This window comes from Photobacterium sp. DNB23_23_1 (assembly GCF_052873815.1).
This window is the reverse complement of sequence record NZ_JBNNXT010000018.1, coordinates 40,371-55,807: the sequence shown is the minus strand read 5'-3', so window position 1 is coordinate 55,807 and position 15,437 is coordinate 40,371. Positions and strand designations below refer to the sequence as shown.

The following is a 15,437-nucleotide window of genomic DNA, read 5'->3' as shown; positions in this document are numbered from 1 at the left end:
TCGCAAAAACTAGCTATGTGTATGTTAGTGGATTTACTAACCATTACTCACTGTAATTAGAGAGCGAGATCCAAGCCATTTCAAAGCGACAATAGTGGCAATAGAACAAATACATTCATTACTTCCATCAACGAACTTTAGTTCTTCAATTTCAGCATCAGGCTGTAACTCACCTTTATAATCAGAGGTATAGCACGTTAATTTAACAGACACCCCCTGCTCTTTACCATCGGCTTGAGCTGTGAAAACCTCAACGTACTTCATGGTATCTGCCACTAAATCAACAGATAATTCTTCTTTGATTTCTCGTATAAGCGCTTGTTTATCGCTTTCCCCTGCTTCACGTTTACCACCAGGGAGATAGAACAATTCCTTGCCTTTCGACCTAACAGTTAAAAGCTTACCGTCACGAATAAATACCCACGCTAATTTATCGATTACTTTATTCATGATCTCTCACAAACTCTACGTTGATTCACATTACCAACCATTCTTGTATCTACGACAAATATCATCCAAGCACAAGGTTTTGCTAGCCACGTTAAATAGCCCCCTAAAACCTAAACCTTGCACCATAAACACCAAACGACCGAGACTAATAACGCCAAACACCAGGAGGCATCCTTAAACGCTGGTATGCCTTTACTTTAAGCTTTTCAGATCTGATGTATCGATACCTTTTAACACTTCTTTTGCTACGTCGTCGGGATTGGTCGTTTCAGTTTTTAGTGGGTAACTGCCAGCAATCCCTTTACCAACCGCTGTTGCTTCAGATTGCAGTTTTTTACCCTCAGACTCACCGGCAAGCCAACCTTGTTTATAATCGACATCTGATTCATAACGTTTTTCATCTTTTATATAGTTTTCAAAGTTATTACCAGTTTCTTGCATACCACTATGCCTACCGTCGTGAAAACCTTGAATATAAGACATGTTATGACCACCTTCAATTAAAGCACTGTCACTTGTCCCACAACCAGTAGAAACGATCGCAACCAATAGTACTAATATAAATCTTATCATCTCCGAAACCTCAGCTAACCACTTCATTATATAAACAATAGCGCAGTTTCTTCCGAAGAGGCATTACACAACCATAAGATAAGGCCTTGATACTTTTCAAGCCTTCCCCCAACAGCACAGCCATCGCTGACGATGCTTATGATTTGGCCCTTAGCTATGCACTTTTTCAGTACAGCTATCCATAGTGTTCAACCTAAAACGACAAGATCGATGTCTGTTGAATTTGTGGATATTCAAACTTCACATTTATTTGTATTATGATAAGATTTAACATACAGAATTGAGCCTGTATAAGGGATGAACTCAACTTCCCCAATAAACTATGAGGTAAAAACAAGATGGATAATGTAGCTACACTCATTTACGACACTTCAATGCGTCTAACCGCCCAAAACCCAGAGCACCACGCTGAAATTCGCCAGGGGTTGTATGAACAACTGGGTTTGCCATTTTGCAAGCAACTGGCTCTGTACACAAACGTACTAGGTCCGGCAAGCTCAGGAAAATTAGAGTGCTCTAATCAGATAAAGAAAGCTGTTGATTTGGCTCTCAAGGAGCTCTTCTAGAGTGTAGTAAACGACCCTTTGTTATTCATTGGGTCGTTTAAACTTGCCATTGTCACACTGCGGTTACACTGTCACTACAGCGTTAGCCAAGCGCCTTTACTCGCATACATTATTTAGCGTTGTTACCTTCATAGGGAATGCGCCATTGACTTAGGCCTCCCCTTGTCACCTAATGAATAATCACAAACACCGTCAGGAAAGGTTTTTTCAAGCGCTATAAGCTGAGCCGTAACATCAACGTCTCCATACATTCCTTTTTCTATCGCCGCCGAGACTGTGATTGTGTGACATTTGAATATACTCCCTTGCCATGGGGCTCCTGCTTGAATGCGGCTATTGCTATAAATCGGGAATGCATCAGCACACGGACCATTTTCTTTGCCATTCCACAGTCCGTCAAAGACCCCTCTCCCAGAGGCATGTATATTCCCATCAGCATTAAAACAGGTATCCGTTGCTAGCGGTGGTTTGGTTACCATCACTTTCTGCTCATAACTCATCGATTCGGGTTGATTTTTAATTGCCATTAACCATTCATCCATCAGTCCATAAGCATGCTCTACCGGATTATACTGCTTATCTGAAATCCAAATAACATGGTTATCAGCATGGTGCATTTCATCTAATATCCGCAAACGGGTCGCGAATGAAGCCGAAGTGTGATGCATATTCAAATCATCTTCCAAGTGATGACGAATATCGATAATAGGTAGACTGACTCGGCCAATGAACACCTGGCCATACTGATAGGCGCGCTCGATTGTCGAAATGGAGGCTGAGCGCCGTTTTGCCGGTATAGTGTTATCTTCAGTAACATTATGCTCCCCCCACAATGATAACCACAGTGGTGGAATGCTGGCACTGAGACTTAGCTTTTTCTCCGATTCCATCGCATCAAACGGCTTCCAAGCCCCAATTTTCTGATTTATTTCAATGAACTCATCTAGGCCGATTGTTTTATCACGTAATGCTTGTAGCCCATATTGAACACCGACGTTGTCCCATGTTGATTGAGCAAAGCCTTGTTCGTCCTGACCATAAATATGAACGAGATCTTGCCAGTAGTTCCAATTGACCTTCTCGACCACCGATTCATGATAGTAAGGCTGCAAAAAACCCTGTCGCGGATTGTTCAAATAGCTACTTAAGCCAAAGAAACCGTTGATACATTCGCTATTTCCCTGCGGAAATTCCGGCAGTTTAAAACGTACTAATTGATTTAAAGGCTGCAGCCAGCCAAACCGTTGTTCTACTTTATTAATGGCTCTCAGCCCTTCGATATGCTGCCGAGACTGCCAATCTTGCCAGCGCTCTCTATCACTTGCTCTGAAGCTGAAGTAGGTATTGAGTAAATCGCAATCCAAGGCATATATCGACACACTCACCATATCTGGGTATGAGTACAAGGGCAGCAAACCGTCTAGGATCCCTTCGCTGTTTTGAGCAATCAAGTACTGTGCCAACCCTCCTCCTGAACCACCAATACCAACAGTATATAAAGGCTCACCAAATAAGCTGACAAATTGTGTCTTCACTCTTCTTGCCGTATCTTCGGCCAATAACATGTTATAGCCGTAACTGGTTTTGTTACCAGTAGAGGCAATCACAGCATAGCCCTTTCTAATTTGTGCCAGCTCTTTTTTGATCAGCCGGTGCAATTTCATCTTACCCTGCCGGAAACCTAGGCCTGAACCACCTTCAAAGCGATAAATTAAACGTTTATTCCACACTTTCGCACTATCTTGCTTACCAACTTCATCAATGTTTATCGGCATTACTATCGAATAGATGTAGCGGTTGATCGTCCCCTTCTCAACGCGAATAAGTATGTCACTTTCACTTGGTGGGCTCTGCTTGAGCTCCAGCTCGGTACGATTGGAAACACCATTCTTTTCATCTACGACAACGTATGACAACTGCGTCTTTAGTGCGCAGTCTTTGGAGTAGCCAATTCGCTTTGTGCCATCAAATGGATCATACACGGGGACGCCATATCCATCTTGATTGTCAACAATCGGCTGCCCCAAACCAGAGTCGACGGTCATACAGAAAAAGGGGTGTTGATTCGGGCCGGAATAGAGTGAGTTAACAGGGCCAATGTCACCAACTCTAATTGGAAAGGTAAACGTTTCTTCTGGTCGCGGACTTTGGCTAATATGCCCATCGATTTGCAATAAGTGATTATGCTCAAGCGGCGCTAGCGCTTTGACTTGACGAGTGACAATACCGCCCTGACTATCAAACTGTAAGGTTATGATAAATAGAATAAAAAGATAAAACACGCCTAATATGAATTTTTTCATCGCATCAACAACGCATCACTCTCCTATAAAGAGTTTAGCGTTATTACGACACAACAAAACCTTGATATCTAGATTTAATAATTAGATAGGCTGGACAAATTGCCGTGATTAAAAGCAAAAAGGGAGCACTATGCAGTGCTCCCTTTTTGACAAATTATGGCTCTTCATGCTCTTGCTGAATGTCAGAGCAGAATTTCAGCTCACCACTTTCAATGTGATGGCACAACGGTGCTCGTCCATTATGAACATTTTCGACTTCTACCCATTTTCCCGCTGATTGTACGCTTCCAGCGAAAAGAAGCCCGGTTACCACCGCTCCACACCCCACACCGAGGATGTTTTTGGTTCGGCGCGTATTACGTGTTTTGATTGTAATTTGCTTTTTCATCTATCTATTCTGTTTTCTTGATTCAAGACTATTAGGCCTGTGACAAAAAAGTACCAACCCAATAGTGTGTTTGCATTCAAACAGCTGATAACTCAATGACCTAGCCAGCATCAAACTGTCACTTTTTTAACATCAAAACCTCTAAAGCATTCAAAACAAAAGACTTTAGTGGTCACACCACCCCGTTACAGGGTTGGCCATAATGCAATCTGAACAGAAAATAAACAACCCCAAATTGGGTCATTTGTAAGAAAAAGCGGGTTAAAATACGAACGGGGAAAAGCAAACCATGACACCAACGACGGCTAGTTATACATGATGTGATGAATACCTCATTTTTAATGGGAGAGCCTGAAAATCACAATAACTGCGGAGAATGGTTGGACTGAGCCATCGACCAAATGATAGTAATTATCATTAATGGCGATAAGTGCAGAATAAGTACTTCTCAATTTAGATATACGATAGGAGGAGTTATGGACGCAGCCCGCTGGGAGAGACACACGTTATTAGCTGATAATACCGAGTGTAACGCAGCATATTGAACAACTGCATTCCCGGAATGAATGCGAAATAAATGTCAAGTTCAAACTGCATTAGGGCCGACTAAAAGAAAGTCCTATTCAATGGGAGCAGCGGTTAAGCAGCCATTGAATAGGACTCTCGTCCTGAATATTTATCTTTACGTCTAAAGCTTCCCTTGCCTTTTTTGGCTTTAACTACGCGGGTTTTGAATAACTGGCTAGTGACCACCGCTTTTAATGCATTGTCCTTGATTACGCCCCGGCCGAACTCAGTATCAACTGAGCCAATATCATAATTATCATTGTCACTGACTATTGTGAGTGACTGCTTTATTTTCTTACCCATAGATAAATTCCTCTTAGATTACTCTAGATTTTGCCCTTTTGTTGTCCGAACCGTTGACGATACAGCTTAAGGAAGTGAAGTACAATCTCCCTCGCAACATCTGTTTCGCAGTTAGTCAAAAAAACCATTCCTGTCTGAGTATGACGATTAAACAACATCTCAGTACGGATCCCTTTAACCCAACCTCCATGATGCACAAAGCCGGAAATTCCCTTGTAATCAAACGTCCGCCATCCTAAACCGTAATGCACATTACTGAGTTTCGCCCGGTATCGATACTGATTAGCCCGAATGTGCGGCTTATGCATTATCTCCAACAATGGTGGCTGCAATACAGAAGGATTATGACCAAATTGCGCAAGCATCCACTTAGATAGGTCTTGTGCACTGGCATTAACTCCTGCAGCTGCCGGCACTCGATAGTAATATGGAGCAGGCTTAACGGGTGCAAAGCCCGCTTTCACTTTTACATGGGGCGTAACACGGTTAGCTGACTGCTTAAACCCCTCCATTCCATATGATGCATTATCCATTTCGAGCGGCAGAAAAATATTCTCTTGCACAAAGTTTGAGTAATCCATCCCGACAGCCAGTTTTAACATATCCGCGGAAAGGTTGTAGACCACATTTTGATAGCCATAACACTTGCCCGGGTCACAGACAAACTTGACTCTATCAAGCATCTGCAGAATACGCGTGTACTTCACATTATCTTCAATCAAGTCAGAATAAGCTTGGGGTACCAAGCCTGTGGTATGAGATAAAAGATGCCGTAATGTCACGTCTTTGCCTAACTGTGGATCACTGAATTCGATGTTATCCAAATACGGTACAACATGGGTGTCCCACTCTATAACTCCCTGATCAACAAGAATCGACACCGCAGCGGAGGCGAACGTCTTTGATATGGAAGCCAGTGGAAATACAGTCGCCGAATCTATCTTGTTTTTACTCCCTTTTTTGGTTACGCCATATCCGCGTAATAACCTGATATCACCATTAATAACAACTGCTAATGAGGCACCCGGAATGCCCTTCTTAACCGCTTTTTTGACATATTGATCAAGTTCAACTGCCATGTCATCGTATTCAGCAGCAACGACTGGCACTGACGTCAGCAACCACAAGGCTAACCCCAGGATCCAATAACTTTTCATCAACTTTACTACCTAGCCAAAATTATATTTACCAAAACACGCCAAGGAATTAATTGGATCTATATCCAAGTAACTTCGTTTTAAATTGCTTGGCTTTAAGCGTAGACGTATCAATGAAAGGGCTTTTTTCTCTCAATTGAGAATGCATGTCAGCTTAGTGACATCATTGACAAATTAGCAATTCCATTACGTAAAGTTTTTTCGAAGAGAATAAAATACTGCTATTTTTTAGAGCATTTTTATTTGATTTACTCTAATATGCATTTATTCAGCATTAGTTTTATACAGTGTATTTTTTATGCTTTCATCATTAAAAATAAATACACACGTGTACGCTGAAAAATATTTACACCTGTACGCTGAATTAACTTACAGGTGTAAGCTTAAATTGTAGAGAAACGGCGATTTTACTAGCAGTTTAATACCAGAAGTCTGCTGATTAGTATTTTTACACTAAAACAACAAAAATCACTTATTCAAATAAAACAATAACTTAAAAGAAAAGCAATGAGAAAACCGAGAGCTAGAACACATTTTTTCTTTTATTATTTTAATTTCTCATTACAATACATCGCCTTGATTCGGCTTAAGGCAGTTTTTAATAATAAGGTATCAAGTCATGAAAGTTGTCGATTATTTTAAGCAAAAACGTGGTGACCTATCACTGCATGCATTTGAATTAAAAGACTTACTCTCTCCTTCATTGCGTGAGCACTGGCTTGACTTCGTTAACCGAGCGAACAAAACTCAGCTTGGTTCCCTTGTTATGGATAAACAGTCTGCATCTAACGATGACGTGGTCGAACAGCCTAGTAAAACAAAGATAGAAAAGACTGTAGTGAACAATATCGCACCTAAAGCTGCTGTAACAACTCCAGCGCCAATTGAAATGAAGCCTGAAGCTGAAGCGCTTTACAAAGAACTGACGGCTACCCTTGGCGAAGTTATCCATACTGGTGAATGGATGACCGTCGATCAGGGGCGTATTAATCAATTTGCTGATGTTACTGAAGATCATCAGTGGATTCACACCAACCCAGAACGTGCTGCGGAAGAGTCTCCATTTAAAACGACTATCGCACATGGCTTCCTGACCTTGTCACTACTATCTGTTCTTACCGATAGTGTTGACCCTGAGAATCAGAAGTTCCCAACGGCTAAAATGACCGTTAACTTGGGTTTCAACCAGATCCGCTTCCCGTATCCGGTAAAATCTGAAAACCGTATTCGCGCTACAACTAAAATTCAGTCTGTAAAGCCAGTTAAACGGGGTCTGGAAATTGTTCAAGAGCTAACGGTTCAGATTGAAGGCGTTCGACGCCCAGGATGTGTCGCTGAATCGGTTATTCAACTACACTTCTAACCCAAGAACTAACCAGAAAGTTCGCTATGCCAAAGACAACGTGCTTTGGCATTTTTGTATCTGCCTATCAGGCCTTGTTGCCCCACCAACCTATAAAACTGTGTGGTATATTAGCGCTCAGCCTACCATTATGATTAGCCTTGATACCGTTATTGCTTTAGTTGCTTTTTTAGCCATTATACCAACCTACATAAATATTTGATCAGTCTTGCAGGTTAAAATCGCTGTTCTCTACGTTAGATATTTTGTAATTAGAGCCACTAGTTACTGCAATATCTGCCTTGATAACAACGATTTTTCCAGTGCAAGTACTTGATCAACTACTTATCCAGATTGGTATTACCGCAATAGTAAAGGTGCTTAATATCCAACAAGATACGCGTTATTTAATGTTGGGAGTCCATTAAGTAGAAATAGTTGATATGGTTCACCCTTTAATGATTTTTCGCTTTAACAATCCATACTAACCTACTGCTTTTACACTATGTTTAAAGAGTAATTGAACCGAATGGAGTAGATAAGAATGCCGCTGTTAGCTTGCCCTCTTTGCGAAAAATCGATTTCTAAACGCGCCCATACCTGCCCTAACTGTGGTGAGCCAGACCCGTTTCGCTACTACAGCCGAAAGAGCTGGGTCGAACGCATTATATGGACGGTGGTGATAGCCATTATTGTTATTTATAGTTGGCTAGAATTGCTGCCAATGGTAATTGAAGCGCTTCGTTAGCTTGAGTTCTGTGCTCAAGAATGACGTTCTTCTTTTTTTAGCTGATGAGCTTCTATCTCGCTAATAAGACTAAGTCTATATTGGCGTGTTTCCGTACCATCAAACTTTGCATCGAGCCATGTTTTAACGAGTTGCAATGCAGTAGATAGATCGGTATTGAGAGCACCAAGGGTAAGCACATTGGTATCATTATGCTCTTTTGATTGCTTTACCGTGTAAAGGTTTGTCCCCATCACTGCACGAATACCGTTAACTTTATTGGCGCAGATTGACATACCAACACCTGTGCCGCAAATCAAAACCCCTCTATCTACCTTGCCTTGGTTTATCAGGTTTGTTACCTCCTCAGCATACAAAGCGGAATGTGTTCGGTCTTTATCATCGGTACCAACGTTCACCATTGTATGGCCCAAAGCCTCAAGATTTTCTGTTATACGACACTTCATCTCGACACCCATGTGATCATTGCCAATTGCTATTTTCATATTGATTCAATCCTTTGTTTAAAGCTATACCTATACCAAACACAGTAAATAATGAATTATATATACCACAAATAAAAAGCCAGACTGAGAACAGCCTGGCTTTTACAATTCAAATCAATTTGCGTTTACATCGTCGGCATAACAAAGCTGCTGCTGTGCTGCTCAAGACGAACACTGGCAGGCCAACGGCTAGTGACTGTCTTCATTCGGGTATAGAAGCGCACCCCGTCGTTGCCATGTACATTCAGCGGACCGAATACTGAGCGCTTCCAACCACCGAAGCTATGGAAGGCCATTGGGACTGGAATTGGCACGTTCACTCCAACCATACCAGCCAGTACATCTTCACTGAATTGACGGGCAGTTTCACCATCGCGGGTAAAGATAGCGGTACCATTACCGTATTCATGGCGGTTAATAAGCTCAAGGCCAGTCTGATAATCCGGTACACGTACAATCGCTAGGACTGGGCCGAAGATCTCTTCTTGATAAATGGTCATTTCTGGTGACACATTGTCGAACAGTGTTGGCCCGACAAAGAAGCCGTTTTCATGGCCTTCAATGCGAATATCACGGCCATCAACAGCCAGTGAAGCCCCTTGCTCGACACCTGAAGTAATATAGTCACAGATCTTCTGTTTATGCTGAGCTGAAACAACTGGGCCCATATCATTTTCAGGGCCATCAACCACACCAGGGCCCACCTTCATCACATCAATTTGTGACTTCAGTTTATCAATAACCTGATCAGCGGTTTCATCACCAACGGCAACCACAACGGATAATGCCATACAGCGCTCACCAGCAGCACCATAAGCTGCGCCCATGATAGCGCTTGTCGCCATATCCAAATCAGCATCTGGCATCAGGATACAGTGGTTTTTCGCGCCTCCAAGCGCTTGGCAACGCTTACCGTGTGCAGAGGCTGTTGAATAAATGTACTCAGCAATGGGTGTCGAACCAACAAAACTTACCGCTTGAACGCGTGGATCAGTAAGCAGCACATCAACAGATTCTTTATCACCATTGACGACGTTAAATACACCATCAGGCAAGCCAGCTTCTTTCAATAATTCTGCAATAACCAGGCCCAATGATGGATCTTTCTCTGATGGTTTCAGTATAAACGTATTACCCGTTGCCAATGCAACCGGGAACATCCACATTGGTACCATTGCCGGGAAGTTGAATGGCGTAATACCGGCACACACACCCAATGGCTGCATCAACGAATGGCTATCCACGCCGGTTCCCACGTTTGCTGAGTGCTCACCTTTTTGCAGGTGTGGAATACCACAGGCAAACTCAACCACTTCAAGACCACGCGTCAATTCACCGACTGCGTCAGAATAGACTTTACCGTGCTCGTTAGAAATCAAACGAGCTAACTTATCCATGTTCTGCTCTAACAATGCTTTGAAGTTGAACATTACGCGGGCACGTTTTAGCGGTGAAGTTTTAGCCCAAGCAGGGAATGCTTTATCTGCCGCTGCAACAGCTTCAGCAGTTTCGGCCGCAGAGCTTAGAACCACCTGACGAGTTTGCTCGCCTGTCGCCGGGTTAAATACCGGTGCAAAGCGCTGGCTGTGGCTTTCGCTGATCTGTCCCTGAATGAAGTTTTGAACTGTTTCCATTGATTTTGCTCCTGTCATTACTCTTGGCCTTCGCCAGTTAATAGCCCGGCCTCGCGAGCAAGTTTTTGTAAATTGTTAAAACCTAAAGTTGCATACGTCATTGGGTGAGCAATGGAAGGATCCTGCTCTGCCTCTACAACGCACCAACCTTGATAATTCGCTTTCTTCAGCTGCTCGAATACCGCTGGGTAATTTACGCAACCATCACCCGGTACCGTGAATACGCCATCTAACACCGCATTTAGGAAACTGGTATTTCGGTTCTGTGCACCGGCCAATACATCAGCTCTTACATCTTTGGTATGAACATGGTTGATACGATGAGCCCAACGCGTTGCGACCAGTACTGGATCGGCACCTGCGAATGTCAGGTGGCCGGTATCAAGCAGCAAACCTACCTCATCACTGGTGTACTCCATCAAGTTATCGATATCGTCAGCGGTTTCGATAACCGTACCCATGTGATGGTGATAAGCAACTTCGACACCTTGGCTTTTGGTGTATTTGGCAAACTCACTGAGCTTCTTACCATATTCTTGCCACTTGTCAGCGGGGAACTTAGGGCGCAAACGCACTGGTGTGTCTTGTAGACCGTGGATACAATTGGTCACTTCAGCGAATACCATCACCTTGGCACCCAACTCACGCAATAATGTTAAATGTGATTGTACGGCTTCAATTTCTTCTTCAACCGTACGGGTTAGCAGCTCACCGGAGTACCAACCAGAAACCAACTTAACATCATGATTCGCTAAAATTAGTCCAAGTATGCTGGCTTCACGCGGAAACTTATTCCCCAGCTCAAAGCCTGCAAAACCGGCTTGACGACCTTCTTTCAAACACGTCTCAAGCGGTGTTTCTGCCCCCAGAGATGGCAAGTCATCGTTGGTCCAAGTCAGTGGATTGATACCTAGTTGAACAGTCATGCTTATTCTCCTTAAATAACTTGCTGTTGTTTGGCGATTTCATACCGTACTCTGGCCGCACGTACTTGTTCACGCTCAGACACTTCCGGCACCGCAACTTCCCACCATGAACCACCGGATTCAGTCGTACTGAGAGGGTCGGTCGCCAGGGTAATGACATAAGTAGACGTGGCCTGCTTAGCTCGCATCAAGGCTTGTTCAAGCTCGGCGATACTAGCAACTTGTTCTGCCTGCGCCCCTAACGAACGGGCATGGGCTGCAAAGTCAGTTTTCGGTGCGCCTTCTTCGACAGTGTTGCAATCTTTAAGCAAGTTATTAAATCCAGCCCCACCACAAGCATGTTGAAGGCGGTTAATACAACCGTAACCACGGTTGTCCAACACCACCAGCACTAGCTTGTGACCTAACATAACCGAAGTGGCTATTTCAGAATTAAGCATGAGGTATGAGCCATCACCGATCATGATGAAAACTTCAGAATCTGGTTTAGCCATCTTGACGCCAAGCCCGCCAGCGATCTCATACCCCATGCAAGAGAAGCCGTATTCTAGGTGATAACCCTTGTCATAGCGGGTACGCCATAACTTATGCAATTCGCCAGGTAAGCCACCCGCGGCACAGACAACAATGTCTTTTTCATCAGCTGCACGGTTAACCGCTCCAATCACTTCGGCATCGGTCGGCAGTTCAGTTCCACGGTCGGTCATAGCAATAGAAACGGTTTCGTTCCACTGCTGGCGAAGTGTCTCTGCTTTCATTTTCCAATCAGCAGCAACCTGCCAATCTGCTAATGTTTGCGTCAGTTTAGGAAGCGTCACCTTAGCGTCAGCAACCAATGGCGTTCCGTAGTGCTTAGTGGCATCAAAGCCGTTCACATTCAACGAGACTATTTTTGCATCAGCCTTAAACAAGGCTCTAGAACTTGAGGTAAAGTCCTGCAACCGACTTCCCACAGCAATAATGACATCAGCTTCTGCGGCCATCGTGTTCACAGCGGCTGAACCTGTAACACCAATGGAGCCAAGGTTCGATGAGTGATCCCATGGCAAGGCCCCTTTACCTGCCTGAGTTTCACCAACAGGCAGCTCATAGGTTTCAACAAACTCACGGAATTGCTCTAAAGCCCCGGAATAGTGGATCCCGCCACCAGCAATAACCAACGGCTGTTTTGCTTGTTTGATTAATTCAACAACTCCGGCCAATTCTTGCTCATCGGCACCCGGACGGCGCACTCGGTGGATTGTCTCTTTGAAAAAATGCAACGGGTAATCAAAAGCCATGGTTTGAACATCTTGCGGGAGCGCAATGGTTGCAGGGCCGCACTCAACCGGATCGGTCAGCACTCGCATCGCTTGCGGCAAGCTGTTCAATAACTGCTCTGGACGCGTAATACGATCAAAGAAGCGACTAACCGGTTTGAAACAATTATTCGGCGTAATTGTTGCGTCACTCCAGTCCTCAACCTGTTGTAATACTGGATCTGGTTCACGGGTAGCAAACGTATCTCCAGGCAGAAGTAGGACGGGTAGACGATTGACATGCGCAAGAGCAGCCGCTGTCACCATATTCAATGCACCGGGACCAACCGATGTTGTGGCAGCCATCATTCGCTGGCGATTATTGGCCTTGGCAAAAGCAATCGCACTATGCGCCATTGCTTGTTCATTATGAGCACGGTATGTCGGCAAAGTTTCATTGGCGTGGTAAAGCGCTTCCCCTAGCCCTGCTACATTGCCGTGACCAAAAATAGCAAACACGCCTGCAAACATGGATTGAATTTCACCATCAACGTCCACCTTTTGCGCCTGTAGGTATTTAACTAATGCCTGAGCCATTGTCAGCCGTACAGTATTAATACTCATTGTCTGCTCCTTTAGCCACGCTGACGCCACATAGTGATTAAGTTGTGATAGTTCTGCTTAATCTGTGCAATCAAACCAGCATCATCAATCTCATTGGCTAGCCACTGACGAGATGGTTGGCCAAAAATAGTCCTGCCAACGGCAAAGCCTTTTACAACACTGGCATTCGCCGCCGCATTAAAGCCTGCTTTCAATTCATCTTCTGGTGCATCCAAACCCAGTAACACAACACCACGGCAGTGCTTATCGCGAGCTTGGATCAGTTCACTGATGTCCTGCCAAGATTCAGCAGCCATCGGCGGTAGTTTCCACCAGTCAGGTTTAACGCCTAAGTTGTAAAAACGCTGCATGGCACGCAGGTATAGCGCATCGGAGCGTTCCATATCGGCAGGCAATATAATTTCCAACAGTAATTCATGGCCTGTTTTGCAGCACGCTTCATACACTTCACGCACTTGCTTCTCCTGCTCAAGGCGCAACGTATGATGATCATCTGGGTGGAAGAACACCAAGCACTTCACAACATGCTCTAACGGCCAATCAATTAGCTGGGACCCAATATTGCCGTGCTCCAACTCAAGTGGCCGGGAAGTAGGCAATTCTATTGGGCGACCAATCCACCAACCTTCACCGGTAATGTCATTCAAGACATCTTGACCGAATGTACTATCACACAGCAAACCCGCTTTTCCATTAAGCCCTGCTTCTTCAGCGACTTCACGGCCAGCTTGTAAAATGATTTTTTTCAGTGCTTTAACTCGACGAATATCGGCATTGGCTTCACGTGCCATATCAACAAACTGGATACGGTGGTCAAAAGCCAATACGCATAATTCGTCCCACTCTTTATCACGGGTAGTGACGCGGTGAAGATGATTCAATCGGCCATCAAGATCCGGACGTGGAACGTCATTGGCACGAGTCAAATAGTCATCCAACTCTTCTTTTGAAGGCATCGCTGGCGCACAACCATGACGTGACACCACCAAGGCACCGCAAGCATTAGCATAAGCACAGGCTTTCTCCCAGCCTTCCTCGTTAAGGTATCCACGCAACAGGCCCGACATAAAGGCATCACCCGCACCGAGCACGTTCAGCACATCAACGCGAACCCCTTCAACGGTGATCCCTTCATCAAGATCATGAGGAATATCATCAGTAAATACAGAGCATCCCAAAGGGCCACGTTTACAAACTAACTCGGCCTTGCTGACTGCTCGCACCGCCTTGAGTGCCTCCACCGTATCGGTTGAGCCTCCGGCAATGTGGAATTCTTCTTCGGTGCCAACAATTAGGTCGAACAAACCCAGAACTTCCTGAAGTTGTTCCGTCACCTGACCTGATTCAATAAAACGAGTTTCACCATCACCAAGGTGGGTTAACCCCCAAAGGACAGGGCGATAATCAATATCAATCGCGGTTTTAACACCATGTTTGCGGGCATAACGCAATGCCGTCAGTACAGCTTCACGGGTATTAGGGTGAGACAAATGAGTACCGGTGATCGCTAGGCAACGAGCTGAGGCAATATACTCTTCATCAATATCATCAGCAGTGATTGCCATATCAGCACAGTTATCGCGGTAAAAAATCAGTGGAAAGGTATCTTCATCTTTAATGCCGAGAATAACCAAAGCAGTTAAACGTTCTTCATCGGTAATTAAATTACTGGTATCAACACCCACACGCTGTAACTCTTCTCTTAAGAAGCGACCCATGTGCTCATCACCAACTCGAGCCAGCATAGAGGACTTCAGCCCCTGCCTTGCTGTACCATAGGCGACGTTGCCTGATGATCCACCGAGATACTTAGAGAAAGTGCCCATATCCTCAAGGCGCGCACCAATCTGCTGGCCATAGAAATCCACGGCAACTCGCCCCAAACAAATAAGATCCAATTTCTTATTGCTGGTATTCATCCTTTCCACTCCTTCCTTTAACCACTGCTGTAGTTAAAAATCGTTCTGATAATGGTTGAACTGATTTTGGCAATCTACGTTGAGAACAGCTATCTCAACGCTCACTATTTCGATACATTTATGATACGAAATATTCATTTCATTTTAAATGAAAAGTGAAATGAAATATGTGTTTTGTGATCAAGGTAGAATTTCCTCCCTCCAACAAAACATC

Annotated in this window: 13 protein-coding genes and 1 pseudogene; 3 read left to right on the top strand and 11 right to left on the bottom strand. The window is 44.2% G+C overall.

Features of this window, described 5'->3' with window-relative positions; genetic code table 11:
* Nucleotides 1-36: 36 nt before the first annotated feature.
* Entirely contained in the window at nucleotides 37-450 is a 414-nt protein-coding gene (locus tag ACVA53_RS13135) for an NUDIX hydrolase (RefSeq protein WP_446505334.1), read from the bottom strand.
* Between the two features lie 192 nt (nucleotides 451-642).
* Complete coding sequence (locus ACVA53_RS13130; RefSeq protein ID WP_446505333.1) at nucleotides 643-1,050, bottom strand: hypothetical protein; 408 nt, start codon at nucleotides 1,048-1,050, stop codon at nucleotides 643-645.
* 311 nt (nucleotides 1,051-1,361) lie between these two features.
* On the opposite strand from ACVA53_RS13130, the gene ACVA53_RS13125 reads away from it, so the two are divergent.
* Nucleotides 1,362-1,589: a PAS factor family protein gene (locus tag ACVA53_RS13125; protein WP_255043761.1), complete on the top strand. Its 228-nt coding sequence runs from the start codon at nucleotides 1,362-1,364 to the stop codon at nucleotides 1,587-1,589.
* A gap of 128 nt (nucleotides 1,590-1,717) precedes the next feature.
* Here the strand turns inward: ACVA53_RS13125 and ACVA53_RS13120 are convergent, their stop codons facing one another.
* The 4 genes and pseudogenes from ACVA53_RS13120 to ACVA53_RS13105 form a co-directional block, all read right to left on the bottom strand.
* Entirely contained in the window at nucleotides 1,718-3,892 is a 2,175-nt protein-coding gene (locus ACVA53_RS13120; RefSeq protein WP_446505332.1) for a DUF6351 family protein, read from the bottom strand.
* Nucleotides 3,893-4,046: 154 nt separating this feature from the next.
* A complete protein-coding gene (locus ACVA53_RS13115) occupies nucleotides 4,047-4,280 on the bottom strand; it encodes a hypothetical protein (RefSeq protein WP_255043764.1) in 234 nt (77 codons plus the stop codon).
* A 651-nt stretch (nucleotides 4,281-4,931) separates the two neighbouring features.
* Nucleotides 4,932-5,120, bottom strand: a pseudogene (locus ACVA53_RS13110) (alternative ribosome-rescue factor A); the annotation flags it as partial.
* 53 nt (nucleotides 5,121-5,173) lie between these two features.
* Entirely contained in the window at nucleotides 5,174-6,307 is a 1,134-nt protein-coding gene (locus tag ACVA53_RS13105) for a serine hydrolase domain-containing protein (protein WP_255043766.1), read from the bottom strand.
* 619 nt (nucleotides 6,308-6,926) lie between these two features.
* On the opposite strand from ACVA53_RS13105, the gene ACVA53_RS13100 reads away from it, so the two are divergent.
* Nucleotides 6,927-7,670 (top strand): MaoC family dehydratase, encoded by a 744-nt coding sequence (locus ACVA53_RS13100; RefSeq protein WP_255043767.1) that lies wholly within the window; start codon nucleotides 6,927-6,929, stop codon nucleotides 7,668-7,670.
* 523 nt (nucleotides 7,671-8,193) lie between these two features.
* Nucleotides 8,194-8,397, top strand: a complete 204-nt coding sequence (locus tag ACVA53_RS13095; protein ID WP_255043768.1) for a hypothetical protein — start codon at nucleotides 8,194-8,196, stop codon at nucleotides 8,395-8,397.
* A 14-nt stretch (nucleotides 8,398-8,411) separates the two neighbouring features.
* Here the strand turns inward: ACVA53_RS13095 and ACVA53_RS13090 are convergent, their stop codons facing one another.
* The 5 genes from ACVA53_RS13090 to ACVA53_RS13070 all read right to left on the bottom strand — a co-directional run bounded on the left by ACVA53_RS13090 (nucleotide 8,412) and on the right by ACVA53_RS13070 (nucleotide 15,223).
* Nucleotides 8,412-8,882 carry an RpiB/LacA/LacB family sugar-phosphate isomerase gene (locus tag ACVA53_RS13090; protein WP_446505331.1) on the bottom strand — a complete coding sequence of 157 codons (471 nt, stop codon included), beginning with the start codon at nucleotides 8,880-8,882 and terminating at the stop codon, nucleotides 8,412-8,414.
* 125 nt (nucleotides 8,883-9,007) lie between these two features.
* Nucleotides 9,008-10,516 (bottom strand): CoA-acylating methylmalonate-semialdehyde dehydrogenase, encoded by a 1,509-nt coding sequence (locus tag ACVA53_RS13085; RefSeq protein WP_446505330.1) that lies wholly within the window; start codon nucleotides 10,514-10,516, stop codon nucleotides 9,008-9,010.
* 17 nt (nucleotides 10,517-10,533) lie between these two features.
* Nucleotides 10,534-11,442: a myo-inosose-2 dehydratase gene (iolE, locus tag ACVA53_RS13080; protein ID WP_446505329.1), complete on the bottom strand. Its 909-nt coding sequence runs from the start codon at nucleotides 11,440-11,442 to the stop codon at nucleotides 10,534-10,536.
* 11 nt (nucleotides 11,443-11,453) lie between these two features.
* The gene (gene iolD / locus ACVA53_RS13075) at nucleotides 11,454-13,304 is read right to left on the bottom strand and encodes a 3D-(3,5/4)-trihydroxycyclohexane-1,2-dione acylhydrolase (decyclizing) (RefSeq protein ID WP_446505328.1); all 1,851 of its coding nucleotides are present in this window, start codon (nucleotides 13,302-13,304) and stop codon (nucleotides 11,454-11,456) included.
* Between the two features lie 11 nt (nucleotides 13,305-13,315).
* Nucleotides 13,316-15,223 (bottom strand): bifunctional 5-dehydro-2-deoxygluconokinase/5-dehydro-2-deoxyphosphogluconate aldolase, encoded by a 1,908-nt coding sequence (locus ACVA53_RS13070; RefSeq protein ID WP_446505327.1) that lies wholly within the window; start codon nucleotides 15,221-15,223, stop codon nucleotides 13,316-13,318.
* Nucleotides 15,224-15,437: the final 214 nt, after the last annotated feature.

Excerpts from the sequence above, each read along its gene's own strand:
- ACVA53_RS13120 (WP_446505332.1), bottom strand. The coding sequence starts at position 3,892 with ATGAAAAAATTCATATTAGGCGTGTTTTATCTTTTTATTCTATTTATC.
- ACVA53_RS13095 (WP_255043768.1), top strand. The coding sequence starts at position 8,194 with ATGCCGCTGTTAGCTTGCCCTCTTTGCGAAAAATCGATTTCTAAACGC.
- ACVA53_RS13105 (WP_255043766.1), bottom strand. The coding sequence starts at position 6,307 with ATGAAAAGTTATTGGATCCTGGGGTTAGCCTTGTGGTTGCTGACGTCA.
- ACVA53_RS13090 (WP_446505331.1), bottom strand. The coding sequence starts at position 8,882 with ATGAAAATAGCAATTGGCAATGATCACATGGGTGTCGAGATGAAGTGT.
- ACVA53_RS13135 (WP_446505334.1), bottom strand. The coding sequence starts at position 450 with ATGAATAAAGTAATCGATAAATTAGCGTGGGTATTTATTCGTGACGGT.
- iolD (WP_446505328.1), bottom strand. The coding sequence starts at position 13,304 with ATGAGTATTAATACTGTACGGCTGACAATGGCTCAGGCATTAGTTAAA.
- ACVA53_RS13115 (WP_255043764.1), bottom strand. The coding sequence starts at position 4,280 with ATGAAAAAGCAAATTACAATCAAAACACGTAATACGCGCCGAACCAAA.
- ACVA53_RS13125 (WP_255043761.1), top strand. The coding sequence starts at position 1,362 with ATGGATAATGTAGCTACACTCATTTACGACACTTCAATGCGTCTAACC.
- ACVA53_RS13130 (WP_446505333.1), bottom strand. The coding sequence starts at position 1,050 with ATGAAGTGGTTAGCTGAGGTTTCGGAGATGATAAGATTTATATTAGTA.
- ACVA53_RS13085 (WP_446505330.1), bottom strand. The coding sequence starts at position 10,516 with ATGGAAACAGTTCAAAACTTCATTCAGGGACAGATCAGCGAAAGCCAC.
- iolE (WP_446505329.1), bottom strand. The coding sequence starts at position 11,442 with ATGACTGTTCAACTAGGTATCAATCCACTGACTTGGACCAACGATGAC.
- ACVA53_RS13100 (WP_255043767.1), top strand. The coding sequence starts at position 6,927 with ATGAAAGTTGTCGATTATTTTAAGCAAAAACGTGGTGACCTATCACTG.
- ACVA53_RS13070 (WP_446505327.1), bottom strand. The coding sequence starts at position 15,223 with ATGAATACCAGCAATAAGAAATTGGATCTTATTTGTTTGGGGCGAGTT.